The sequence below is a fragment of the Ligilactobacillus salivarius DSM 20555 = ATCC 11741 genome (assembly GCF_001435955.1).
Lineage (GTDB): Bacteria > Bacillota > Bacilli > Lactobacillales > Lactobacillaceae > Ligilactobacillus > Ligilactobacillus salivarius.
The window spans coordinates 1-25430 of the sequence record NZ_AYYT01000018.1; the positions used below are offsets into that span (position 1 = coordinate 1).

Genomic DNA, 25430 nt, shown 5'->3' on the forward strand with positions numbered 1-25430 from the left:
CTAATATTTACTGTTATCATGTTATAAAAACATTAATTATATTTTAAGCCTTGATATAGCGGTATTTTGAGCTTGCTCAATCTTTGGCAGTCTGCTTTATAGTCTGTACCTAGTCTAAAGGTCAACATATCTCGCAAATTCATCACCTATCTTGTTTTGTTTGTCTTTCATCGTATGAGTATAAACATCAAGGGTCGTTTGTACTTTACTATGACCTAGTCTAGCTTGTACTTGCTTAATATCCATACCAGACGCAAAAAGTAGCGTAGCATGAGTATGTCTAAAACCATGAGACGTGATTGGATGAATACCGGCTTTTTTTGCTATTTGCTTAATGTCGTATGTTATTACAGAGCTAAATATAAAGCTATTCTTATTACTGTTAAAAATTAACTGATGCTTATTCATTGAGTTAATCCCTATCTTTAATAATTGTTTTCTTTGCTCAAGTTGCCAAGATTTTAATATTTGAATTGTTTCAACATCAAGACTTATAACTCTATTACTTGCCTTAGTCTTTGGCGTTTGAATGGTTATGCCTTTATCAGTCCTTGCAAGAGTTTTATTAATAGTGATGGTATTATTCTTGTAATCCAAGTCATGCCACGTTAGAGCCAAACACTCGCCGATACGGATACCAGAATAGGCAAGTAAGCGGAATATAGTATATTTTTCTTGGTTGTAATACTTAGCAACCTCAAGGAACTTTTTTAATTCATCTTTATTATAAAAATTGTCGTGCTTGTCTGATATTGTTGCTTGTTTCTTAGGTTTAATCACGTATAGCATCGGATTGCTTTCAATCATGCCAAGCCTTAACGCATAATCAAGGGTATTTTTAACAATGCTAATTAAATATACATATCCTTTAGGTGTAGTAACAAAAGCTTTACTAACAAAATCTTGGCAATGTCTCACTGTTATCTTGTCTACATACATATCGTTAAAATATGGACGTACGTATTTAGTTACTCTAGTTTCAATAATATGATAAGTTGACGCCTTAACCCTTGTTTTGTGTAATGTTAACCATTCATCTAAGACATCGCCAAATTTTCCACTCTTAACATCTTTAAAATATTGGTTAGTACTAACTAAGTACTTAATCTTTAATAACTCATTCTTTGCATCCTCTTCACTGGTAAAACCTTGACGCCTTATATAGCGTTGCTTTCCAGTCAATTCATCAACGCCCGCATAATAACGGAACTTATAACGTGTATTTTCATCTTTATCTAGATATTTTTGTATTTTTACCATGTTCAATCATCCTCGTATTTAGTCTAACAACCCGCTTAAATATCAATAGATGAATATATGTATTATCTAGAATAAGATGCTTGAGGACTTTAGCTCAATTTTGAGCAGTCCTAAAATACTTTTTAAAGTCTGAATTTTATGCCTTTTGAGAAAGTCGCTACTACCTTTTAGACATTTTTGTCCAAAAGCCTATTAAATAAGGTTTTTCTCAAAAAAGTGAAAAACTAAATGCAAGCGATGCATCTACTGGAATAACCTTGAAAAAACTTATATTTCCCGTGTTGGACATTTTTGTCTATCACGCTAGAGAGCTATTAATCTTTTTTGACTAAGAGCTACAGGGCGTAAAGTTTGAACTTTCTCAAAAATAAGAATGTTGCTACTACCGCTATGAACAAAAATGTACAGGGCGTAAAGTTTTTAACATCTTAATACTTACCGTGTTTCTCAAAAATGAGTAAGACGCTAAAAGCACTAGATCAAAAAATAGCTTGAGTAAATCATTGATCTTACAGGTTTATCTGAAAAATCCGATAAACTTAGTTTTTCCGAAAAAACGGATAAACCTAGTTTCGTACAAAAATGTACGAAAATCAAATGTCAAAATCAGAAGCATCCATAGGAGTATACTTGTGATATTTTGAATTCATAAATTTTGTAAAATTAATTATGTCTTTTAAGATTTCATCACTATCATCCTTATTTTTATTAATTACTATAACAGTTTCATTAATTAAATCTATGAATGTACGTGCAAATTTTTCTTTTGAAATCCCCGCATAATTGATTATAAAGTTTTGATAATAATCATAATTCTCATCAAAGTTGTCAGAAATACATCCGAGATCAAAACCATTTAATATTAATAAGTTTAATAATGTATCAAATGTATGAATTAAGATAGCACGCTCATTGTAATATGCGTGTTCATCTTCGTACTCTTCTACTGGAACTATTTCTTTTAAATTTCTAACCCTACTAGGTCTTTTTTCTTTTATACCTGTTCTACCAAGTAAATAATCAGTAGTTACATCAAAATAATTAGCTACTTTTTCCAATTTATCACTCGGTGCTTTTTTTCTCCACTTATTAACCGCTCCATTACTAAAGTCTAGTTGCTTTTCTAATTCACGAATAGAAATGTTTTTTTCATTAGCTAAGTCTTTAATTCGTTGGTATATAGACATTCTTTTCACTCTTTCAAAAAATATTAAGAAAAATAAACTACACATTATTGACATGTAGAAAAATAGGCTATATATTTAAGTATGTAGTTAACACATCTACAAAAAATTAAAAACCATGATTAATACATTTATGTGTTAATTATTTTTTCTATGCCTTGATTGTAGAATAAAAAGCTACAAAAATCAATAATGTAGATAAAAAAGATACAGAAAGGAACTATACAATGCTTTATGAACGTATTTCAAAACTTGCAAATAAAAAAGGTTACTCAATAAGAAAAATAGAGCGAATTTGTGGTTTCAGTAATGGAACGATTAGAGCATGGAGGAATAATAACAATGCTCCTGTACGCAAATTAAAAAGAGTTTCTGATCTTTTAGGCGTAACCATTGATGAACTTTTAAAAGAGTAAGGAGGCTTAGACATGCTTAATTTAGTTTTTTACAGTGATAGCACGCTAAAGGCACAACCATACACAACGCCAGACGTGATTGCATCCAATACAGGAAATTCTTTAAAGGCAGTCAATCAGTTAATCAGATACAAGAAAGAACATTTAGAACGTTTTGGAATTTTGACATTTGAAATGGCTAAATTAAATGGACGTGGTAGACCTAGAAAGATCTATCACCTTAACGAACAACAAGCGACTCTTTTAATTACATTCTTGGACAATACGCCACAAGTTGAATTATTTAAGGTTGCCTTAGTCAAACAATTCTATGAGATGAGAGACGAGCTAACCAAGAGAAACATTAACAGAGCGATAGAAAAGCCAGTTAAAAAGACTCTAATGGATAGCGTTAAGAACTGGAAACATGCCAGTAAATACGCTTATAGCAACATCAACAAGCTATTAATTAAGGTTGCTACTGGAATGAATATTCAAGAATTAAAGAAACAAAGAGGCGATGCAAAGACCGCCCTTGATTTACTGACATCACAAGAACAAGAGAAATACAAGGAACTAGAAAATAAAGTCATCGCATTTATTAATGCTGATTTTGATTATTCACTTATAAAAGCCTTGCTAACTGGTGGAAAAATCCAAGTAGTACAGGCAATATAAACAATTAAGCTAAACAACAACCCGCTTAAACATCAATAGATGAAATTAAAACAATCAAAAACAAAAAGACTTGTCCAAAATTGGACGCATCTTTTACTTAAGAATACAAGAACTATTAGAGAGGAGTTTTCACAATGGAATATGTAAGAGATAAACAACAAACACAACAAGCATCGCCGGTAATTAAGGTTTATTTAACCGATGATCAATTTAAGGAATTAGTACCCTCATTGCTAGATAGACTAAGCTCAGACTTAGTAAATGAATTGATTGATGAACGCATCGAAAAAGAGCAAGCCCCTTATTTAAAGCAAAAAGACTTTGCCAAATGGATAGGCGAGAGCGTAGCAACAGTAAACGAGCTAAAGGCTCAAGGCTTACCAGTATCTTATGCACTAGGCACGGCAAGATATGGAAAGCAAAGTTATATTGACTTTATGAAATCAAAAGAAAAACAAAATATGCCGGGAGGATTTTAACAATGAAAAAGATAGACATGTATGACGTATCTAATGAATTAGCAACTTATTCAATCCAACTAAAAGACATAAGCGAGCTAATACTTTTTAACTTGAATAAGTCAGACATTAGCAAGAGCGATGAATTAGACCGCCTCTACTTTTTAAATGATTATATAAAGCAACTCTCAAACGAGTTAGACCAATTTAGTACGAAAGTTATACGAGGTGATAAAAATGACCGAGACAATTAACGGAATACCAACAAGCAAGACATTAAGCGATATTTTTAACGTTGTCTGTAACTCTAGTTTAGATAATCCAGTGAAAACAAAACAATTAATACTACTAACTGGATTGAATGAAAGACAATTAAGAGATGCTATCAACACTTTAAGATTTATGTACGGCGTACCTATTGGAGCGGTGAGAGGAACAAAGAAAAACGGTTATTATCTCATCAATACTCAAGATGCCCTACTGGAAACAATAGCACCGATAAGATCTCAAGCACGAGAAGAATTGAAACTTATTAGGAAACTAACAACCAACTTTAATGAATGGAAAGAGGTACAACAACAATGATTACTTACACACTTAACATCGCTCAATACATTATATTAATTGCCTTGTCTGTTAGTACTGGATACATTCTTAATGAAATTGTAAGAGCAATTAAAAATGGTGATTTTTTTGATTGAGAGCAAAAGAAAAAGCCTATTCAGTTAGTGGCTGAATAAGCTCGAGAAAATAAATATCTTAAACGATCACAAACAAATAAAAGCATTCGATTTATTTGTGCTTTTTTATTATACCATACAGGAGGTACAAAATGAACGATGATATACAAAATTGGAATGTACCAACTAAAGACGAGAGAGAAACTATATTAATTTATGATGAACTATTAGACCAGTGGCACATCTATACAGACGTACCTAAACACATTAAAAAATACGAGAAATACCTTGATGAAAGTAAGCAGTATAGAAAAGGTTACGATGCTAAGGGCGTGTTATCCATGCTAGACGGATGCATTAAAGGCGGTAATGTTTCAATCAATAAGAAAAGAACGATGACCGAGGAGCAAAGAAAGCAAGCAAGCGAGAGATTGAAAACATTTAGACAAAACAACAAGGCTTAAAATGCTTTATTTGCTCAAAATCGTACTGAATTCATTCAAAAAAACAACATAACCTATTAACTGAGTGTAATTATACCTAATTGGAAATACACTCTTTTATTTTAGAGAATAGAGGCGAAAAACATGAGTAAAAAAGATACAACATATATATTAAACGAGATTAGAAATTATCTAGATGAGTTCAATAATGCAAGCGATGATTATTACTCTTTCATAAAGCTAAGCAAAGAACTAACGGAACTAAGAAACACGATACAAAGAATTGAACTAGCTGATGCAAGTATACCCTACATTAACCAGTTAAAGAAACAGTATGATGCCAAAGAGAAAATCTACATCGCATTATACAAGCATATAAAACACGGTTTAATTTCATCGTGGTATGAAACCAACAAGATAATAAAAGACATTGGAAAAATAAGCGATGCTGATTTATCAAGTAAGAACAAACAAATGCAATACCTCAATCACTATAAAACCTTGCTACAGGAAAACAACAATATTATAAAACCAACACTAAAAGAACGCATCGCATATAGTCTCAGTAACCTAATTAGAAAGAGATGAAAGCATGAGTAAATTAATAACGAATGAAGAACCGGTGATGGTAATATCACCTAAGTTAGCAGTATTATTAGGCGATGCAGATAAGGCAATTATCTTACAACAGATAGACTATTGGTTAGATCATTCAAATAATATTCGTGATGGTCATAAGTGGGTATACAATAGCGTGGCAGATTGGAAAAGACACTTTCCGTGGATCTCAACTAGCACAATAACAAGGAAATTAAAATCACTAGAGGATCAAGGCTTATTAATTACAGGTAACTATAACAAAAGGAAATTCGATAAAACAAAATGGTATAGGATTGATTATGATGAATTCAAAAAAATTGAAAAAGCGTTTAGTCAAAATGACCAAACGATTATGTCATTTTGGGTAAATGGAGTTAGTCAAAATGATAAAACCAATACCAGAGATTACACAGAGAATAACACAGATACTTATAACTCAAATGAATTTGATTATAATGAGTTTATTGAATGGTTTAATAAATTAGCTGATAAGGACTTAAAAAATACAGAAATTAATAGACAATATATTAAAGATTTATTGAATGATGGTTATACCAAAGATGATATAGTTAATGTAATTGAATATAAAGTAAATGAATGGAAAAATAGCGAGAAGATGAATATGTATCTTAGATTTAGTACATTACTTTCACCTAATAATTTTGAAAGGTATTTACAAGATGCAAAAGAATTTTTACCCTCTGAACCACAAGAGAAAAGAAAAAGAAAAGTTCCGCTAAAAGAAAAAGAAAGAGACCCTATTGATGAACAAATACATCAAGGCAAATTATTTTTAGAGAACTTTCCAGATAATGAGGTAATAAAAGCAGAGCTTAAGAAACTTGAACAAATTAGAGATGAACTAAATAAAATTGATGAACAAATATATGGAGGCAAATTATTTTTATCAGAGCATCCAGATAATGAGGCAATAAAAAAAGGAATAGAGAAACTTGAACAACAAAGACAAGATATGATTGAAAAGGCGATGATATTAAGTGAATGAATTAAGTGAGTTACTTGGCGATGAAAAAGAGATAGACATTAAAAAGACGATTGATAATGTAAAATACTTTTTTAAAGTCAAATATGATAAGTTGCTGATGCTTGCTAGTGAGGATCAATTACAAGGAATTAGATACGATAAGTTAAAGGTTACCTCATCGCCTATTAACAATATTGAAAGTACGCAGTTAAAACGAATAAAGGCACAAGGCTATCTTAACAACATTAATCAATGCATTAATAGCCTAGATCCACTAAAAGCTAAAGTTTTAAGATACAGATTGATAGATAATAAAATGATGATTGAGGTTGAGTCAATTATTGGCTACAGTCATAAATCAACTTATCGTATATTTAATAATGCTTGTTATGAGTTTGCTCAACGTTTAAAGTTACTAGCTGATATAGACTTACTAGAATATAAAGAGTAGTCAAGATGCATCTACCCTTTTAAGTTGCTAACTCAGAAAATTAATTCATTGTCGAAAATTCGACCGTGAGAACTAACTGGATATAAAAAAACTACCGTAGCGATGAACCACGGTAGCAAATACGAAAAAATGATAATAACTAAGAACCTTAATTCTAAGATCCTTAGTAACATGGTAGTTATATTATACCATGATTGCTAATTATTTACATGTTGCCACTTGGTAGCATGTTTTTTTATTGCTTACACGCCGTTATTTAATCCACTAATACAACTAGATCTTCCCAAAATTGAGGACATCTTTTAAGCAGTTTATAGATACGCCTTTATTTAAATCACTAACACAATTACATAGCTTACTAGAATTACAGACGCTTAGAACTAACATTACAAGAGCTAAATAAACACGTTTCAAGACATTTAAACCTTATCCAGTATAATTACACTCAAAAATATTTCATGTTAATATTTCCACTATTTTCATTCAAAAATAGAGAAATAAACGCATTCTATGCCTTAAGTTATATTAATCCATACATCGCAAAATAAAATTATTGTAATTCGATTGAGTTGATTTAAACATGTAGCCCCCTAACCTCAATAAATACTTGAAATAATTAGCGTTCAACGGTGATGAGGTACTTATACATTAAATTCGTTTTTCAGTAAAAAAACACTTATAATTTTAGAGGAAAATATTTAATTCTTAACCCGTCCGAAATTGGCTCGGTTAAATTTATATCAAGGGTTCATTGACAAATAGTCAATAATTAGTAGAGCTGAATTTCAAGCTCTATTAGAGGAGCATAATTTCATTATTTTCAATACAGGCGATGCCTTACTGGACGGAATTTTCCGCTCAGTTAAAACAACTTTTAAAGTGAGGTTTAGCAAATGAATACAGACAACGAATTTAAGCATAACAAGGCTTACTTAATGCAATATCGTAAAATGCATACAAAGATAGAGAGATTAAAGGATAAACTAGAGAGGCTTAATGAACGCTATAACCTAAAGGGCGTATCTTATTCATCGCAACCCTCTAGCACGGTAACACAAACATTAGATGATATTATTGCTCAGAAAGAATATGTTGAGGGAAAAATTAGAGAACTTACAGGCGATGCAATCAAGATAAGCAACGAGATACAAGATAAGTTACTGGATCTAGATAATCAATTAGAGGCTGAAATTTTAGACCTATATTTTCTTGAAAGTCATAGCTTGAATGAAATTGCTAATGATTTATGTTATTCAGAGCGTCAAATTGAACGATTATATGTTAAAGGTATCAAACATCTTTTTAAATAATATATAAAAAATTTACTAGGCTGAAAATTCGGCTCAGTGTTTTGTATATTCTCATGGCTGAAAATTAAGCAGTGAGAAAATAAGATCCTCAAGGGCGAGACATTTTTGTGACACCCTTAAAAGTCTGAACCGTCTGAAAATTAAGCTCGTTATAAACGTGAATACGAGTGCGGAAAATTACGCAATCAGAATATACATAATCTCACTGCGGAAAATTACGCAGTGAAATAGTAGAGCCGAAAACTTGGCTCAATCAATCTAGACTTTATTAACGTACGCATCCTATAACTCGCATCCAACTCAGACCAAAATAAAAAGGCGTTCCTCGGTTAGAAACACCTTATAAAAAAACAGTCTGTACATTAATCTCTTATCCTCATTCTACCGATATTTAAACGGGTTGTTAGCAGTCTGTTAGTAGTCTGTTTGACAGTCTATTTTATCCTTAATCATTAAAAAACATTTATAATCAACATTGCCAAGAATGCTATTATATAGGCTTTTCTTGAATATCCTTAAGCATTTAGATAGTCAAAAACTATTATGTTATAATAAATCAGAGAAAAATTCGAGAGGNGAGAGGTTAAGATTATTCATGCAAAAGGTAAAGAATGATATAAAAATAAAAGTTGGACAGAAGTTTCCTTTAACAATTAAAAGACTAGGAATAAATGGTGAAGGAATTGGATATTTTAAGCGTAAGATAACATTTGTGCCTCAAGCACTTCCTGGTGAAGTAATTTTGGCTGAAGTAACTAAAGTTCATCCTAAGTATTTAAATGCGAAAATAAAGAAAATTAGAAAAGCAAGTCCTGATAGGGTAGAACCTGTTGATAATTATGATGTTGGTGGGATAGAGCTTGAACATTTAGCATACAGCAAGCAGTTAGAATTTAAGACAGATGTTATTCGTCAATCTTTAGAAAAATTCAAACCAACCAATTATGAAAATATGGAATTACGGCCAACCTTAGGGATGGAAGTACCTTATGAGTATCGAAATAAAGCCCAATTTCAAGTAAGAAAAGTTAAGGGAAATAAGGTAATTGCCGGATTATACAAACCTAATAGCCATATCTTAGTAGATTTACCAACTTTTAAAACTCAAATGCCATTAACAATGGAAATAATGAGAAAGATAGTTAAGCTATTAGAAAAATGGAATATTTCAATTTATGATGAAAGAAGAAATTCTGGAATCTTAAAAACGGTTGTAATCAGACAAACGCTAAAGACAGAACAAGTTCAAGTAGTATTTGTAACGGCAAGAAATAATTGTGCTAACTTAAATCAGGTTGTAAACGAAATTATGTCAGCATATCCACAAATCGTATCAGTCATGCAAAATATTAATCCAAGCCGTTCTTCCTTGGTTTGGGGTGAAGAAACCTTTAAGTTAGCTGGAACGGATAGATTACTAGAACAATTAGGAGACATAAAATTTGAACTATCTGCACGATCATTTTTCCAATTAAATCCTAGTCAAACTGAAGTATTATATACAGAAGTGAAAAAGGCATTGGATTTAAAAGAAGATGAAACACTAGTAGATGCATACTGTGGGGTAGGAACAATTGGTTTATTTGTTTCACCAGACGCCAAAGAAGTAAGAGGAATGGATATTATTCCTGAAGCAATAGAAGATGCTAAGAAAAATGCAGAATTATCAGGTAGAAAGAATATTCATTACGAAGTAGGGAAGGCAGAAGATCTTTTTGCCAAATGGACTAAAAATAATTTTGTACCAGATGCTTTGGTAGTTGATCCTCCAAGAACTGGACTGGATGATAAGATGATAGAGACTATTTTAAAGTATCGTCCCAATAAATTTGTATATGTTTCATGTAATCCGTCAACTTTAGCTAGAGATTTAGTGAAGTTGGTCAAAATATATAATGTTGAGTACATTCAATCAGTAGATATGTTTCCACAAACAGCAAGAGTAGAAGCCGTTGTTAAATTGAGTAAAAAGTAATTAAATAATATACATTTTTTGTAAATTAATTAGCTCTTTTTGTGTATTTAGAGAAATATCTGGTATAATATCAATGAATATCGGTGTAATTTACATTCGTGTTTATGAAGAAGCGGAGGATTTTCTTATGATGAATATATCTGGTCCGCGAGAGGGCGATTTCATAACTATTAAAAGTTATAAGCATGACGGTAGTTTACATCGAACGTGGCGAGATACAATGGTACTTAAAACCAGTGAGAATGCGTTAATTGGTTGTAATGACCATACTTTAGTAACAGAATCTGACGGAAGAAGATGGATTACAAGAGAACCAGCTTTAGTTTATTTTCATAAACATTATTGGTTTAATATTGTGACAATGATTCGTGAGAACGGAGTATCATATTATTGTAATTTAGCCTCACCTGCTGTATTAGATAAAGAGGCTTTGAAGTATATTGACTATGATTTAGATGTCAAAGTCTTTCCTAATGGTGAAAAACGTTTGCTAGATGTCGATGAATATGAGGATCATGGAAATAAGTGGCATTATTCGGCAGACATTGATAAGATTTTGAAACATAACGTTAGGGTTTTAGTTGATTGGATAAATAATGGTAAAGGTCCATTTTCAAAAGAATATGTTGAAATCTGGTATAACCGTTATTTAGAATTGTCGCGTCAACAGTGAATTACCGCTGTAATGTAATATATTCTAAGGAGTAAAAAGAGGTTGCGATGTTATATCACAGCCTCTCTCTTATTTAGCAATAGTTTTTTGAGGAGGTTTCTATGCCTAATAAAAAGAATTTGATGTTTTGGTCGTTAGAAATTTTGATTGTTGCAACATTAATTTGGGTTTGTATGAAGATAAATTTTGTTTTTCAACCAGTAGCAGCATTCTTTTCAACCTTATTTATCCCGGTAATCATATCAGGATTTTTGTATTACATGCTACTACCATTAGTGAAGTTATTAATGAAGGTTAAGATTGGGAAATTTAAAATTAATCGAACTGGAGCAGTCGCCATTGTTTTTATAGCAGTGTTTGCGATTATTGCGATGTCAATTGCTTTCCTCTTACCCAAAATTATTGTGCAGGTAGAAAATTTAATTACAAAATCTCCAACCTATGTTTCTCAGTTGGAGAAGAATTTCCAACATTTTTTGAAATATGATAGTCGAAGTAGTTGGTTGAAAGATATTGATTTGCAATCTTACTTAAACCGTTTTGAAGGATCCGGTAGTGAGATGATAGCTAAATTTATGAAGTCATTAACTAACAGTTTAGGAAGTATTATCTCCGCAATAACTAATATCACAGTTACAGTTTTAACTGTTCCATTTATGTTATTTTATATGTTAAAAGATGGTTATAAATTAATGCCTAGTATTTTAAAGTTTGTACCGCGTAAACGTACTGCTCAAGTTGAAGCAATGTTACAAGATATGAGCAATACTTTATCAAAATATATTAGTGGACAAGCAATTGAATGTATTTTTGTTGGTATTTGTACAGCTATTGGTTATGGACTTGCCGGTGTACCTTATGCCTTATTGACAGGAATATTTGCTGGGGCAACTAATATTATTCCATATATCGGTCCTTATATTGGATTAGTTCCAGCTTTGATCCTATCCTTAACTGATTCTTTTAACACTGCAGTAATGGCAATAATAGTCTGCATTATCGTACAGCAAATTGATGGTAATCTGATATATCCAAATGTTATCGGAAAATCAGTCGATATCCATCCTCTAACAATTATCTTATTGTTGTTGGTAGCTGGAAAAATTGCTGGGTTACTAGGTATTATCTTATGTATACCATTTTATGCAATCATCAAGGTAATTGTTAAACATGTAAGGGAAGTTATTATTTTAGAGAATGAATCCTCAGATGAAGTAAAAATTGAAAAATAATTAAAATATTAAGATTTATCTGAAACTATTAATGATTAGTGATAACATATAAGAGTAGAACTCTAAAAAGTAAGGATGAGCGAGATGACAGAAAAAATTGCAGTTCTTGGTGCTGGATCTTGGGGAAGTATCTTGGCTGGTGTTTTAGATGAAAATAAAAACGAAGTATGGTTGTGGACTAATAAAGAATCACAAGCCAAAGAATTAAATGAAAACCATACTAATGAACATTACATACCAGGACACAAGTATTCAGAAACAATTAAGGCTACAACAAATCTTAAAGAGGCAGTTGATGGAGCTTCAGCAGTTTTATTCGTAGTACCTACTAAAGTAATAAGACTAGTTGCTCAACAATTAGTTGAAGTTTTAAAAGAACTAGGACAAAAGCCATTAATTATTCATGCAAGTAAAGGGCTTGAATTAGGTTCTCACAAACGAATTTCTGAAGTAATAGAAGAAGAAATTCCAAGTGAATATTGTAAAGATGTAGTAGTCTTATCTGGACCAAGTCATGCTGAAGAAGTAGCACGTAAAGATATTACTTTAATTACGGCAGCTTGTGAAAACTTAGATTCAGCTAAGAAGGTACAATCTTTATTTATGAATGATTATTTAAGAATTTATACAAATAAAGATGTAATAGGTGTTGAAACAGGAGCAGCATTTAAGAATGTTATTGCGATTGGTGCAGGTGCTTTGCATGGTTTAGGTTATGGTGATGACGCTAAAGCCGCTTTAATGACACGTGGTTTGGCTGAAATTAGTAGATTAGGTGTTGCTTTTGGTGCTGATCCACTAACATTTATCGGTTTATCAGGTGTAGGTGATCTAATCGTTACATGTACTAGTGTTCATTCAAGAAACTGGCGTGCAGGTAATCAACTAGGTAAGGGTAAGGCACTTGATGAAGTTATTCAAGATATGGGCATGGTTATTGAAGGTATCAATACTTGTAAAGCAGCCTATGAATTAGCTCAACAAAAAAATATTGAAATGCCAATTACTGAAGCTATCTATAATGTTCTTTATAATGGTAAAGATATTAAAGATGAAATTAGTTTATTGATGCAACGCGAAGGAAAAGAAGAAATTAAATGATTATTTTTTGAGGTAGTCTGATTGAGGCTACCTTTTTTATATAAGTTAACGATAAAAAACTAGAGTATTTTAATAATCAAAAATTACAGGTATAATGATAATAGTTATTATTAAAATAAAAGGTGAGTAGTGGACATGGAAAAGATAAGTATAAAGTATTTAACTAAAAAAAGTCCGCTTTTAAGCGATAAGAATAAAAAATCAGAAAATAATTTTTGGTCTTTACGAGGGATCACTTTTAGCGTAACTGAAGGCGAAGCGATAGGTTTGATTGGGAGGAATGGTTCTGGAAAAGCCTTGTTACTAAAAATATTAGCAGGGCTAGAAGAACCTACTACAGGATTTATATCAACAAAGTCCCATATATATTTAGCATCAATGACAAATTCTATTAATTTTCAGTTAACAGGACTTGAAAATATAAAAAAACAAGTAGACCAAGCATACGATGATGAAATTGAAGCTGATCATGTAGTTAAGGCGATTATTGATTTTACTGAAATCGGGCAATGGGTATATCGACCAGTATCAGAATACTCAACAGGAATGTTGTCTAGACTAGCATTATCGATAGCTTTATTTAACAAACCTGAAGTAGTTTTGTTGGATGAAGTATTTGCATCGTTAGAAAGAGCATTCTTTGAAAAAGTTATTCGAAAAATTCAAGATTTAAAAGATCATGGAGTATCTTTTATTATTACAGCTACGACTGGTTTAGTATTAGAAACTCTATGTGAACGTTCGATGTGGTTAGACTTTGGTGAAGTAAAAGAATTAGGTCCTACTCAAATTGTAATGAGTAAATTCCAGTATCAAAATGATTGGTATAATGGTCTAACATTACCTGAAAAAAATAAATACTTAAAAGAAAAGCAAATAGAACAAGAAAATTTTGATATTACTAAAGTGTATAATGAGTTCAAAGTTGAACAATTTGAGCATGGATATACTAGACGCGATGAACCTAGAATGAAAAAAGCATTTTATCACAATCATCGCCAAGACCCAGTAATATCTGAAGCAGAGAAAGAAGTAAAAAATAACAATCTGAATAAGAATGTTAAAGGACATAAAAAGAAAAAAGGTAATAAGGGATTAGTTAGAGTTGTAGGTGTTGTACTAGTTCTAATCTTATTACTAGGTGTAGGTAAGGTGTTGCATTCACACCATGAAACAAAAAACAGACAAGTGGAATCTAGTAAAAAAGTTGAAGCTAAGAAACGCTATAGCAAATCAGTATCTATCTCTAAAGCTGAGGAAGCAAGCAAGCAAAGTAAGATTGAGAGTTCAAAGAAAGAGCAAAGTTTAGCAGAAAGTAAACGTGCAAGTGAAGCAGCAGCCTCAAGTGCTGCCGCTGCAAGTGAAAGTGCTAGAAAAGCTAGTGAGAGTGCTGCCAGTGAAAGTAAAGCTTCTATGTTATCAAACTCACAGGAAGTGACAGTTAATGATGGTGATACTTTAGCAACGTTAGCTAGCCAATATGGAACGACAGCACAAGCTATTCAAGATTTGAATGATATGGGGACAAGTAACTCATTAACGGCTGGGCAAACTATTAGAGTTCCAAATAGTAATTAGAAATATAAGGGGTAGGTGTTGAAACCTGCTCTTTTCTTATGTAGTATAGAAAATGGTATTTGAAAAGAATTAATTAGAGAGGTTTAAAATGGATAAAAAACAATTAGAAGAATCAGTTAATAATCGTCGTACATTTGCGATTATTTCTCACCCGGATGCTGGTAAGACTACGATAACTGAACAATTATTACTTTTTGGTGGAGTTGTAAGAAAAGCAGGAACTGTTAAAGCTAAAAAAAGTGGAAATTTTGCTAAGTCTGACTGGATGGAAATTGAAAAGAAACGTGGAATTTCTGTAACAAGTTCGGTAATGCAATTTGACTATGCTGGGAAAAAAGTCAACATTCTTGATACACCTGGGCACGAAGATTTTTCCGAAGATACATATCGTACTTTGATGGCGGTTGACTCAGCTGTCATGGTTATTGACTCAGCTAAGGGTATTGAACCACAAACAAAGAAATTATTCCAAGTTTGTCGTATGAGAGGTATTCCAATTTTTACTTTTATTAATAAATTGGACCGCGATGGTAGAGAACCATTAGATTTAACAGCTGAATTGGAAGATGTTTTGGGAATTGAATCCTATGCTATGAACTGGCCAATTGGTATGGGTAAAGGTTTGAAGGGGTTATATGACATTTATAATCATCGCATTGAATTGTACCGTTCTGAAGATGAAGGTCAAGCCTTTTTAGAATTAGACGATAATGGTGAAATAAAAGGAGATAACCCATTAAAAGATGAAAGTATCTACAAACAAGTTTTAGAAGAAATAGAACTTATTGAAGGTGCAGGTAGTGAATTTGATGAAGAAAAAATCGCTAAAGGTGAATTGACACCAGTATTTTTCGGATCTGCACTGACAAACTTTGGTGTTAAGACATTCTTAGATGCATACTTAAAATACGCTCCAAAGCCTGCAGCACATAAAACAGAAGATGGTTCAGAAGTAGAGCCAGATAGAAAAGATTTCTCTGGATTTATCTTCAAGATTCAAGCCAACATGAATCCAAATCATCGTGACCGTATTGCTTTTGTTAGAATCTGTTCCGGTGAATTTGATAGAGGAATGGATGTGTTCCTAGAAAGAACAGGCAAGAAACTAAGATTATCTAATTCAACTCAGTTTATGGCTGATACACGTGAAACATTGGAAACAGCTGTTGCTGGGGATATTATTGGTTTATATGATACTGGTAACTTCCAAATTGGAGATTCAATTTATACAGGTAAAAAAGCTGTTAAATTTGAAAAATTGCCACAATTTACACCAGAATTATTTATGCGTGTGACTGCCAAGAATGTTATGAAACAAAAATCTTTTCATAAAGGAATTCAACAATTAGTACAAGAAGGAGCTGTTCAGCTCTACCAAAGTTACAGTACTGGAGATTATATTTTAGGTGCTGTAGGACAACTTCAATTTGAAGTGTTCCAATTTAGAATGGCAAATGAATATAACTCTGAAGTTGTTATGACTCCAATGGGACATAAGATTGCACGTTGGATTGATCCAGAACAATTAGATGAAAAGATGTCTAGTTCACGAAATCTTCTAGTTAAGGATAGAGCTGGTATGCCATTATTCTTATTCGAAAATGAATTCGCTGAAAGATGGTTTATGGATAAATATCCAGATGTTAAATTAACAGCTAAATTATAATAATAACTAAGTCATTAGAAAAATTTCTAATGGCTTTTTATTTTTATAAAGACAAAGACACTTTCTAAGTAAAATTTTTATTAAATTTACTAATATTTTAGTAAAAATAGTTTGGTTATATAAAAACTATGAGTTATAATCAACAATGTAAGCATTTTATTAGAAAGGTTGATAGTAATGGAAAATACAAAAGCAAAGTTAAGTTGGCTAGAGAAACCCGATGTTTTTGCAATAAATCGTTTGGAGGCTTATTCAAGTCATAAATTTTATGCTAGTCAAGAAGAATATCAAAATAAGGAAACAAGTTTAAAACAAAGTTTAAATGGATTATGGAAATTTTCTTATGCACAAAATCCAGACTTGAGAGTAAAAAAATTCTATAAAGAAGATTTTAACGATAGTGGGTTTGATACGATAAAGGTTCCTGGTCATATTCAAACTCAAGGATATGATCATTTGCAGTATATTAATACACAATATCCCTGGGATGGATTAGATGAATTACGACCACCATATATTTCAAGAAAATATAATCCAGTTGGAAGCTATGTTAAGACATTTACAGTAGATAAATCTTTAAAGAATAAGCGTATCTTTATCTCGTTTCAGGGCGTTGAAACTGCGATGTATCTTTGGTTAAATGGAAAATTTATTGGCTATAGTGAAGATTCATTTACACCTCATGATTTTGAACTTACTGACTTTATTAGAGAAGATTCAGAAAATAGGTTAGCAGTTGAGGTATATAAACGTTCATCAGCAAGTTGGATAGAAGATCAAGATATGTTCAGATTTTCTGGAATTTTTCGTGATGTATACCTTTATGCAATTCCAGAAGTTCATGTGCGTGATATATTTGCAAAAACTACGTTAGATGATAGTTATAAGGATGGAATTTTGCTATTAGATACTAAGTTAGAAGGAAATCTAGAAAATACAGAAATTAATGTAGAGTTATATGATGAAGATCAAGTAGTTTGGTCTCGAAAAGAAAAAGCACGTGAGAAAACATTTATGGACATAAAACTGGAAAATATAAAAAAATGGAGTGCTGAAACGCCTTATCTCTACGATTTGAAGATTACATTGGTAAAGAATAGAGAAGTAATTGAAGTGGCAACTCAAAAAATAGGTTTCCGTAGATTTGAAATGAAAGACGGAATCATGCTAATCAATGGGAAGCGAATTGTTTTTAAGGGGGTTAACCGTCATGAATTTGACTATCTCCATGGTAGAGCAATTTCTGAGGATGTAATGCTACATGATATTAAGTTTTTCAAACAAAATAATATTAATGCTGTAAGAACTTCACATTATCCTAATCAAACACGATGGTATGAACTATGTGATGAATACGGTATTTATGTTATTGATGAAACTAACTTAGAAAGTCATGGTTCATGGCAAAAATTGGGTGAATGTGAACCATCTTGGAATGTGCCTGGAAGCAAAGAAGAATGGTTAGATAATGTCTTAGATAGGGCAAATTCAATGTTTCAGCGTGATAAGAATCATGCATCTGTAATTATATGGTCATGTGGTAATGAATCCTATGCTGGTGATGATATCGTAAAAATGCATGATTTCTTCCATAAAGTAGATGATTCACGTTTAGTACATTATGAAGGTGTAACTTGGAATCGTGATTTTGAGGAAGCAACTGACATGGAAAGTAGAATGTACGCTAAACCTCAAGAAATCGAAGAGTATTTGCAAGGAAATCCTTCAAAACCATATATATCTTGTGAATATATGCATTCAATGGGAAATTCCACAGGTGGTATGAAGTTATATACAGATTTAGAAGATAAATATCCACAATATCAAGGTGGTTTCATATGGGACTATGTTGATCAAGCAATGTTAAAAACTGATGACTTTGGCGAAAAAGTTTTAGGTTATGGTGGAGATTTTGATGAGAGGGCAACTGATTATGAATTTTCTGGAGACGGTATTGTTTTTGCAGATCGTACACCGTCTCCTAAAGCTGCTGAAGTTAAGCAATTGTATGCTAATGTTAAAGTGAAAGTTACTGAAGAAGGAGTAATTATAAAGAATGACAATCTCTTCATTGACACAAGTGCGTATATTTTTGAAACTATTGTAAAACGTGATGGTCAAAAAATATGGCAGAAAGATTATTCATTTAACGTTTTACCACAAACAAAACAAGAAGAAGTCATTGATTGGCCAAACATTGAAAAAATCCCAGGAGAATATATTTTTGAAGTAAATGTTTGTCTAAAAGAGAGCGTTGCTTGGGCAAATGAAAGACATGAATTATCATTCGGACAGTTAGTAACTAAAGTATCGTCTAAGGATAATGAAATAGTATCTGGGAAATTAAATGTTGTGCATGGTGATGTTAATATTGGTATAAATGGTGATGGGTTTAGTGTGCTACTTTCTAGAGCTGAAGGTGGAATAGTATCTTTGGCTTATAATGGTAAAGAGTATATTACACGTACACCTAAAACAACATTTTGGAGAGCGATGACTGATAATGATCGTGGTGTTAAGCATGGTTTCGATCGTGGGGTATGGTTGCAAGCAGGTTTATATCAAAAATTAGTTGATGTTAATGTAAAGGAAGAATTAAGTGAGATAACTGTTTCATTTAAATGGAAATTGCCATTAGCTAAAGAAGTATATAACGTAATAAGTTATACAGTTACACCAGATGGAAAAGTAAAAGTAACTGCTAAATATTTTGGAGTTGACGGACTACCATCATTACCTGCATATGGTTATGAGTTAAAATTAAAACGTAAATACAATCAGTATAAATTCTACGGATTAGGTCCAGATGAAAACTATATCGATCGAGATAATGGGGTAAAACTAGGCATATATGAAGGTGATGCTGATACTAATTTAGCTCCATATTTAGTACCACAAGAAACAGGGAATCATCGTGGTACTAGATGGTTGGAAGTAACTGATGTATATGGAGAAGGGTTAAGATTTGTGGCAAACGGTGATACTTTCGAAAGTTCAGTACTTCCATATAGCGAATATGAAATAGAACAAGCAATGCATCAAGAAGAATTGAGTAATCCTCATTATACTTGGGTAAGATTATTAGCTGCTCAAATGGGTGTAGGTGGAGATGATTCTTGGGGTGCACCTGTACAAAAACAATTTTGGATTCCATCAAATAAAGATTTGACAGTATCATTTACAATTGAACCAACAATTTAACAAAATAGAGTCTCGTATTTCTTATGAAGTATGAGACTTTTTTGATACAAAAGAACAGGTGGTAAATGTATATGATGTCACTAAAATAACTTTAGTAAAAATTAATAAAAAATATCCTGAAAATTTACTAAACATTATTGACTTAATCGTTGAAATCGTTTACTATAAAGTTGTAAAAAATAGTAAAGGGGATTTCGTTATATGGAAATAAGAAATTCACAAAGTAAAAGTGAGAAGATTACTTCTCGTATTGCATATACCTTTGGTGCCTTTGGTAACGATGTGTTTTATGCAGCGATGTCTACATATTTAATTAATTTTATTACATCTCATTTGTTTGATACAGGGGATAAAACGTTAAATAACCATTTAGTTAGTGCTGTTACATTGATTATCATGGTTTTACGTATTGTTGAATTATTAATTGATCCATTTATTGGTAACGCTATCGACCGTACCAAGACACGCTGGGGACACTTTCGTCCTTGGGTAGTAATTGGTGGTACTGTTTCATCAATTGCTTTATTGGCATTATTCTCAAATATGGGTGGTTTAACTAAAACACATCCATGGTTATATTTAGTAATTTTTGCATTTCTTTATATTGCAATGGATATATTCTATTCATTTAAAGACGTCGGTTTCTGGTCTATGTTGCCAGCGCTATCATTTGATTCAAGAGAACGTGAAAAGACAGCTACATTTGCTCGTATCGGTTCTTCAATCGGTGGTTCCTTAGTTGGTGTTGTTGTTATGCCTCTTGTATTATTCTTCTCCCTTCAAAGTAATGGAGGAACAGGTGATGACAGAGGTTGGTTCTGGTTTGGCTTTATTGTAGCTGCAGTTGCTTTTGTAACAGCATTAGCAGTTGGTATTGGAACACGTGAAGTTGACAATAAATTACGTGAAAATAAAGAAGATACAGCTGGTGTAAGTGCAGTTTTCAAGATGTTAGTTAAGAATGACCAATTAATGTGGGTAGCTTTGGCTTACTTACTATATGGTGTAGGAGTTAACTTAGTAAATGCTCTAGAACTTTACTACTTCCAATATATTATGGGGAATCCAAAAGGTTTCAGTCTACTACAATTTATAAACATGTTTGTAGGTATTTTTGCTGTAAGTGCCTTCCCTAAATTAGCAGATAAATTAAATCGTAAGCCATTATTTATTTGGTGTTTAGTAACTATGTTAATTGGAATTGGTTTATTCACTGTTGCTGGCAAGAGTTTATTGCTTGTATTGATTGCCGCTGAATTATTCTACATTCCTCAACCAATTGTTTTCTTAGTTATTTTAATGATTATTACTGACTCCGTTGAATATGGTCAATGGAAGTTAGGGCATCGTGACGAATCACTTGCTTTATCAGTTCGTCCTTTAGTTGATAAGTTCGGTGGAGCTGTTTCTAACGGTGTTGTAGGACAAATTGCTGTTTTAGCAGGAATGACTACTGGTGCAACTGCTGCTTCTATCACTATGCATCAACAAATGGTCTTCAAATTTATGATGTTTGGTGTTCCAGCAATCTTCATTTTAATTGGGATGTTTGTTTTCTGGAAGAAGATTACTTTAACTGAAGAGCGACATGCAGAAATCGTTGCAGAACTTGAAAAGACTTGGGGCTATCAATTTGATCAATCTAATGCAGAAAACGATAAGTTAATTAAGTCTGACGAATTAACTGCAATGGTTCCAGTAGCAGGTAAAGTTATTGCTATGAAAGATGTACCTGATGAAGTATTTTCAACGGGTAAGATGGGACAAGGTATTGCAATTAAACCTACAGATGGTAAAGTATATGCCCCATTTGATGCTGAAGTTAAGACAGTCTTTGCAACTCGTCACGCTATTGGTTTGGTTTCTGATAACGGAATTCCAGTTCTAATTCACGTAGGTATTGGTACTGTTTCTATGAAGGGTACAGGTTTTGTAACATATGTCAGAGAAGGACAACATGTTAAGAAAGGTCAACAAATTCTTGAATTCTGGGATCCAGCAATTAAGAAAGCTGGTTTAGATGATACAGTATTAATGACCTTTACACATTCAGATTTATTTAAGGAATTTGATGTAAAAGTACCAGTTGGTTCAGAAGTTGTTAATACAAATACAGCTATTGAAATAAAGAAATAGAGATTAATAAAAAAGTATGAGCTCAATTGAACTCATACTTTTTTTGTGAAGATAAATAATTAATTGATAGTGCTATCTCTAAGAACCAATTTTGTTCCTAAGGTAACTTTTTTTGCAACGTTAAATGGGTGAGCGATGTAATCCAATAGTAAGTTAACTGCTTCAACGCCCATTTCTTCAGTGAATACTTTAATACTACTTAATGATGGATAAACATATTTAGTAATAGAGGTATCGTTAAAAGAAATGATACTTACTCGGTCAGGAATAGAAATTTTTTCTTCTTGAAGTGCTCTGACGGCGCCAATAGCAATAGCATCATTAGCAGCAAAAAAAGCTTCTGGGAGGTTATCGCCTAGTTCTACGATAGCTTTTTTCATCATTTTGTACCCAGATTCAGGATTGAAACTTCCAACATATACATTTTGATGGTTGTAAAGATTTAAACGACTAAGATAATCTTTAAATATAGTAAAACGTAAATCAATCAAAGTTTGAGAATTATCCGAAGTATGTTCCTCACCTGCTAATAATCCGATGTTTTTTTGACCTTTTTCTAAGAAGTGATCTAAAACAGTGATAACGGAATTTTGGAAATCAGTTACGACACAACTAAAACCATTGCTTAAGGAATCACTGTCAACAAAGATTAAATTAGCATTTAGATTATCAAGTTGTTGTATTTCATTAGTACTATATTTTCCAATTGCAATGATCCCATCGACATTTTGGATTGCATCTAAAGGATCGTCATGGAAAATACGCACAACTTCATATCCTAATTCTTGAGCTCTTTTTTCGATTCCTAGACGAATTGAATAGTAGTACAAGTCTGTTAATTCTTGAGCTTCAGTATACCATTGCACAATTGCTATCTTATTTAAATGTTCTTCTTTATTCTTCTTTTTATGTTTAGAATAATTTAACTTTTCAGCAGTTTTAAAAATTCTTCTTTTAGTCTCATCGCCAACAGATAACGATTCATCATAATTTAAAACACGAGAGACGGTTGCTGGTGAAACGCCTGCAAGTTTGGCGATATCTTTAATAGTAGCCATATAACCCCATCTTTCTAAGTAACTTCAATATATATTGTATCATAGATTGATATAATAATAAATTTTTCTCATATTTTTAGTAAATTTTATTGAAAAGTTTACTAAAAAGTACTACAATAAAATTGTTAATAAAACGTTTTCTTTATACGAGATAACGAGGAGGATTATATTATGGATAAAAAGGTAATTAATGATAAATTTACAGAAATTTTTGGTGAACAAGCTGAAGCTACATTCTTCTCACCAGGACGTATTAATTTAATTGGTGAACATACAGACTATAATGGCGGTCATGTTTTCCCATGTGCAATTAGCTTAGGAACTTATGGTGCTGCTCGTAAACGTGAAGATAATAAATTACGTTTTTATTCCGCTAACTTTGAAGATTTAGGAATTATCGAAACATCACTTGATGATTTAAAGTACGACAAAAAAGACAATTGGGTAAATTATGCTAAAGGGATGATTTATTTCTTAAAGGAAACTGGTCATGATGTTGATAAAGGAATGGACATCTTTATTGAAGGAAATATTCCTAATGGTTCCGGCTTATCTTCATCTGCTTCATTAGAAATGTTAATTGGTGTAATTGCCCAAGAATTATTTAACTTAGATATTGATCGTGTTGACTTAGTTAAGTTAGGAATGGAAACAGAAAATAAATTTATTGGTGTAAATTCTGGTATTATGGATCAATTTGCAGTAGGAATGGGTAAACAAAACCAAGCAATCTTATTAGATACTAATACTCTTGAATATTCATATGCACCAGTAGATATGGGAAATAACGTAATTGTTATTATGAATACAAACAAACGTCGTGAATTAGCTGATTCTAAGTATAATGAACGTCGTAGTGAATGTGAAACTGCAGTAGGTGAATTACAAGCTAAATTAGATATTAATACTTTAGGTGAACTAGATGCTCAAACTTTTGATGAATATGCTTACTTAATTGAAGACGAAAATCGTTTGAAGAGAGCACGCCATGCTGTATGGGAAAATCAACGTACAATGCAAGCACAAGCTGCATTAGAAGAAGGTGACCTAGAAAAATTCGGTCGCTTAGTAAATGCATCACATGTTTCACTTGAACATGATTATGAAGTTACAGGAATCGAGCTTGATACATTAGCACATACTGCTTGGAAACAAGAAGGTGTACTTGGAGCTCGTATGACTGGTGCTGGTTTTGGTGGTTGTGGTATCGCAATTGTTGATAAAGATAAAGTTGAAGCATTTAAAGAAAATGTGGGTAAGGTTTATACAGAAAAGATAGGTTATGCTCCTGCATTCTATATTGCAGAAATTGCAGATGGAACAAAAGTACTTTAATAAAGAATAATTAATGGAGGGATTTTGATGGCTACTTTAGTTTTAGGTGGAGCTGGATATATTGGTTCACATACAGTGGATAGATTGATAGAGAAGGGTGAAAAAACAATCGTTGTTGATAGTCTGGTGACTGGACATCGTCAAGCGGTTAACAAGGATGCTAAGTTTTATCAAGGAGATATTGCAGATAAAGATTTTATGCGTCAAGTTTTTAAAGAAAACTCTGATATAGATGCGGTCATTCACTTTGCTGCCTATTCTTTAGTAGCAGAGTCCATGAAAAAGCCATTGAAGTATTTTGATAACAATACTGCTGGAATGGTTAAGTTATTAGAAGTAATGAATGAATTTTCAATTGATAAAATTGTTTTTTCATCTACAGCAGCTACTTACGGTATTCCAGAAGAAGTTCCCATTAAGGAAACAACTCCACAAAATCCAATCAATCCATATGGAGAAAGTAAGTTAATGATGGAAAAGATTATGCGTTGGGCTGATAAAGCATATGGAATAAAATTTGTACCATTACGTTACTTTAATGTGGCTGGTGCTAAACCTGATGGATCAATCGGTGAAGATCATATGCCTGAAACTCATCTTTTACCAATTGTGTTACAAGTAGCAATGGGTAAAAGAGATAAGCTACAAATCTTTGGCGATAATTATAATACTCCAGATGGTACTAATATAAGAGATTATGTTCATCCTTTAGATTTGGCAGATGCGCATATTCTAGCGGTAGATTATCTAAAAGCCGGTAATCCAAGTACGGCATTTAACTTAGGTTCGTCTACAGGTTTTTCTAATCGAGAAATTTTAGAAGCTGCAAGAAAGGTTACAAATAAAGAAATCCCAGCTGAAATAGCACCTAGACGTGGTGGAGATCCAGATGTATTAGTGGCTTCTTCTACAAAAGCGCGAGAAGTTTTAGGTTGGAAACCTCAATTTGATGATATTAGTAAGATTATTGAGACAGCGTGGAAGTGGCACACTTTACATCCAGAAGGTTATCAAGATAAGTAAAGAGAGGT

Annotated in this window: 23 protein-coding genes; 20 read left to right on the forward strand and 3 right to left on the reverse strand. The window is 32.4% G+C overall.

Going from position 1 to position 25430, the window contains the following annotated elements; genetic code table 11:
- Window positions 1-114 precede the first annotated feature (114 nt).
- Together FC55_RS07580 and FC55_RS10305 are read right to left on the reverse strand one after the other, a co-directional pair.
- Complete coding sequence (locus FC55_RS07580) at window positions 115-1260, reverse strand: site-specific integrase (protein ID WP_003699567.1); 1146 nt, start codon at window positions 1258-1260, stop codon at window positions 115-117.
- A gap of 593 nt (window positions 1261-1853) precedes the next feature.
- Window positions 1854-2447 (reverse strand): helix-turn-helix domain-containing protein, encoded by a 594-nt coding sequence (locus FC55_RS10305; RefSeq protein WP_003699565.1) that lies wholly within the window; start codon window positions 2445-2447, stop codon window positions 1854-1856.
- Window positions 2448-2671: 224 nt separating this feature from the next.
- Here FC55_RS10305 and FC55_RS07590 point away from each other — a divergent pair, with 224 nt between their 5' ends.
- The 18 genes from FC55_RS07590 to FC55_RS07680 all read left to right on the forward strand — a co-directional run bounded on the left by FC55_RS07590 (window position 2672) and on the right by FC55_RS07680 (window position 22006).
- Window positions 2672-2860, forward strand: coding sequence for a helix-turn-helix domain-containing protein (locus tag FC55_RS07590; RefSeq protein ID WP_003699564.1), 189 nt, complete (start codon window positions 2672-2674; stop codon window positions 2858-2860).
- Window positions 2861-2872: 12 nt separating this feature from the next.
- Window positions 2873-3517: a Rha family transcriptional regulator gene (locus FC55_RS07595; RefSeq protein ID WP_003699562.1), complete on the forward strand. Its 645-nt coding sequence runs from the start codon at window positions 2873-2875 to the stop codon at window positions 3515-3517.
- 134 nt (window positions 3518-3651) lie between these two features.
- Window positions 3652-3996: a hypothetical protein gene (locus tag FC55_RS07600; protein WP_003699561.1), complete on the forward strand. Its 345-nt coding sequence runs from the start codon at window positions 3652-3654 to the stop codon at window positions 3994-3996.
- A 2-nt stretch (window positions 3997-3998) separates the two neighbouring features.
- On the forward strand, window positions 3999-4229 hold the full coding sequence (locus tag FC55_RS07605) for a hypothetical protein (RefSeq protein ID WP_003699560.1): 231 nt from the start codon (window positions 3999-4001) through the stop codon (window positions 4227-4229).
- Complete coding sequence (locus FC55_RS07610) at window positions 4213-4560, forward strand: hypothetical protein (RefSeq protein ID WP_003699559.1); 348 nt, start codon at window positions 4213-4215, stop codon at window positions 4558-4560. The genes FC55_RS07605 and FC55_RS07610 overlap by 17 nt, the downstream gene beginning before the upstream one ends.
- Window positions 4561-4807: 247 nt before the next feature.
- Window positions 4808-5119, forward strand: a complete 312-nt coding sequence (locus FC55_RS07620) for a hypothetical protein (RefSeq protein WP_003699556.1) — start codon at window positions 4808-4810, stop codon at window positions 5117-5119.
- A 123-nt stretch (window positions 5120-5242) separates the two neighbouring features.
- Window positions 5243-5686 carry a hypothetical protein gene (locus FC55_RS07625; RefSeq protein WP_003699555.1) on the forward strand — a complete coding sequence of 148 codons (444 nt, stop codon included), beginning with the start codon at window positions 5243-5245 and terminating at the stop codon, window positions 5684-5686.
- A gap of 4 nt (window positions 5687-5690) precedes the next feature.
- Window positions 5691-6704: a conserved phage C-terminal domain-containing protein gene (locus tag FC55_RS07630; RefSeq protein ID WP_003699554.1), complete on the forward strand. Its 1014-nt coding sequence runs from the start codon at window positions 5691-5693 to the stop codon at window positions 6702-6704.
- Window positions 6697-7134, forward strand: coding sequence for an ArpU family phage packaging/lysis transcriptional regulator (locus tag FC55_RS07635; RefSeq protein ID WP_003699552.1), 438 nt, complete (start codon window positions 6697-6699; stop codon window positions 7132-7134). Before FC55_RS07630 ends, FC55_RS07635 begins: the two co-directional genes overlap by 8 nt.
- Before the next feature lie 893 nt (window positions 7135-8027).
- Complete coding sequence (locus FC55_RS07640) at window positions 8028-8444, forward strand: sigma-70 RNA polymerase sigma factor region 4 domain-containing protein (RefSeq protein WP_003699551.1); 417 nt, start codon at window positions 8028-8030, stop codon at window positions 8442-8444.
- Window positions 8445-9039: 595 nt separating this feature from the next.
- The gene (gene rlmD, locus FC55_RS07645; protein ID WP_003699549.1) at window positions 9040-10419 is read left to right on the forward strand and encodes a 23S rRNA (uracil(1939)-C(5))-methyltransferase RlmD; all 1380 of its coding nucleotides are present in this window, start codon (window positions 9040-9042) and stop codon (window positions 10417-10419) included.
- Between the two features lie 127 nt (window positions 10420-10546).
- Complete coding sequence (ntdP, locus tag FC55_RS07650) at window positions 10547-11092, forward strand: nucleoside tri-diphosphate phosphatase (protein ID WP_003710725.1); 546 nt, start codon at window positions 10547-10549, stop codon at window positions 11090-11092.
- A 101-nt stretch (window positions 11093-11193) separates the two neighbouring features.
- The gene (locus tag FC55_RS07655) at window positions 11194-12324 is read left to right on the forward strand and encodes an AI-2E family transporter (RefSeq protein WP_003699547.1); all 1131 of its coding nucleotides are present in this window, start codon (window positions 11194-11196) and stop codon (window positions 12322-12324) included.
- A gap of 84 nt (window positions 12325-12408) precedes the next feature.
- Window positions 12409-13425 carry an NAD(P)H-dependent glycerol-3-phosphate dehydrogenase gene (locus FC55_RS07660; protein WP_035149543.1) on the forward strand — a complete coding sequence of 339 codons (1017 nt, stop codon included), beginning with the start codon at window positions 12409-12411 and terminating at the stop codon, window positions 13423-13425.
- Between the two features lie 135 nt (window positions 13426-13560).
- Window positions 13561-15003, forward strand: coding sequence for an ATP-binding cassette domain-containing protein (locus FC55_RS07665; protein WP_003699545.1), 1443 nt, complete (start codon window positions 13561-13563; stop codon window positions 15001-15003).
- A gap of 88 nt (window positions 15004-15091) precedes the next feature.
- Window positions 15092-16669: a peptide chain release factor 3 gene (locus tag FC55_RS07670; RefSeq protein ID WP_003699544.1), complete on the forward strand. Its 1578-nt coding sequence runs from the start codon at window positions 15092-15094 to the stop codon at window positions 16667-16669.
- Window positions 16670-16846: 177 nt separating this feature from the next.
- On the forward strand, window positions 16847-19870 hold the full coding sequence (gene lacZ, locus FC55_RS07675; protein WP_003699542.1) for a beta-galactosidase, LacZ type: 3024 nt from the start codon (window positions 16847-16849) through the stop codon (window positions 19868-19870).
- A gap of 201 nt (window positions 19871-20071) precedes the next feature.
- Entirely contained in the window at window positions 20072-22006 is a 1935-nt protein-coding gene (locus tag FC55_RS07680) for a PTS sugar transporter subunit IIA (RefSeq protein ID WP_003699540.1), read from the forward strand.
- Window positions 22007-22065: 59 nt separating this feature from the next.
- On the opposite strand, the gene FC55_RS07685 is transcribed toward FC55_RS07680, so the two are convergent.
- Complete coding sequence (locus FC55_RS07685) at window positions 22066-23064, reverse strand: LacI family DNA-binding transcriptional regulator (RefSeq protein ID WP_003699539.1); 999 nt, start codon at window positions 23062-23064, stop codon at window positions 22066-22068.
- Between the two features lie 171 nt (window positions 23065-23235).
- On the opposite strand from FC55_RS07685, the gene FC55_RS07690 reads away from it, so the two are divergent.
- Both FC55_RS07690 and galE read left to right on the forward strand, forming a co-directional pair.
- On the forward strand, window positions 23236-24399 hold the full coding sequence (locus FC55_RS07690; RefSeq protein ID WP_003699538.1) for a galactokinase: 1164 nt from the start codon (window positions 23236-23238) through the stop codon (window positions 24397-24399).
- Window positions 24400-24426: 27 nt separating this feature from the next.
- Window positions 24427-25422: a UDP-glucose 4-epimerase GalE gene (gene galE / locus FC55_RS07695; RefSeq protein WP_003699535.1), complete on the forward strand. Its 996-nt coding sequence runs from the start codon at window positions 24427-24429 to the stop codon at window positions 25420-25422.
- Window positions 25423-25430: the final 8 nt, after the last annotated feature.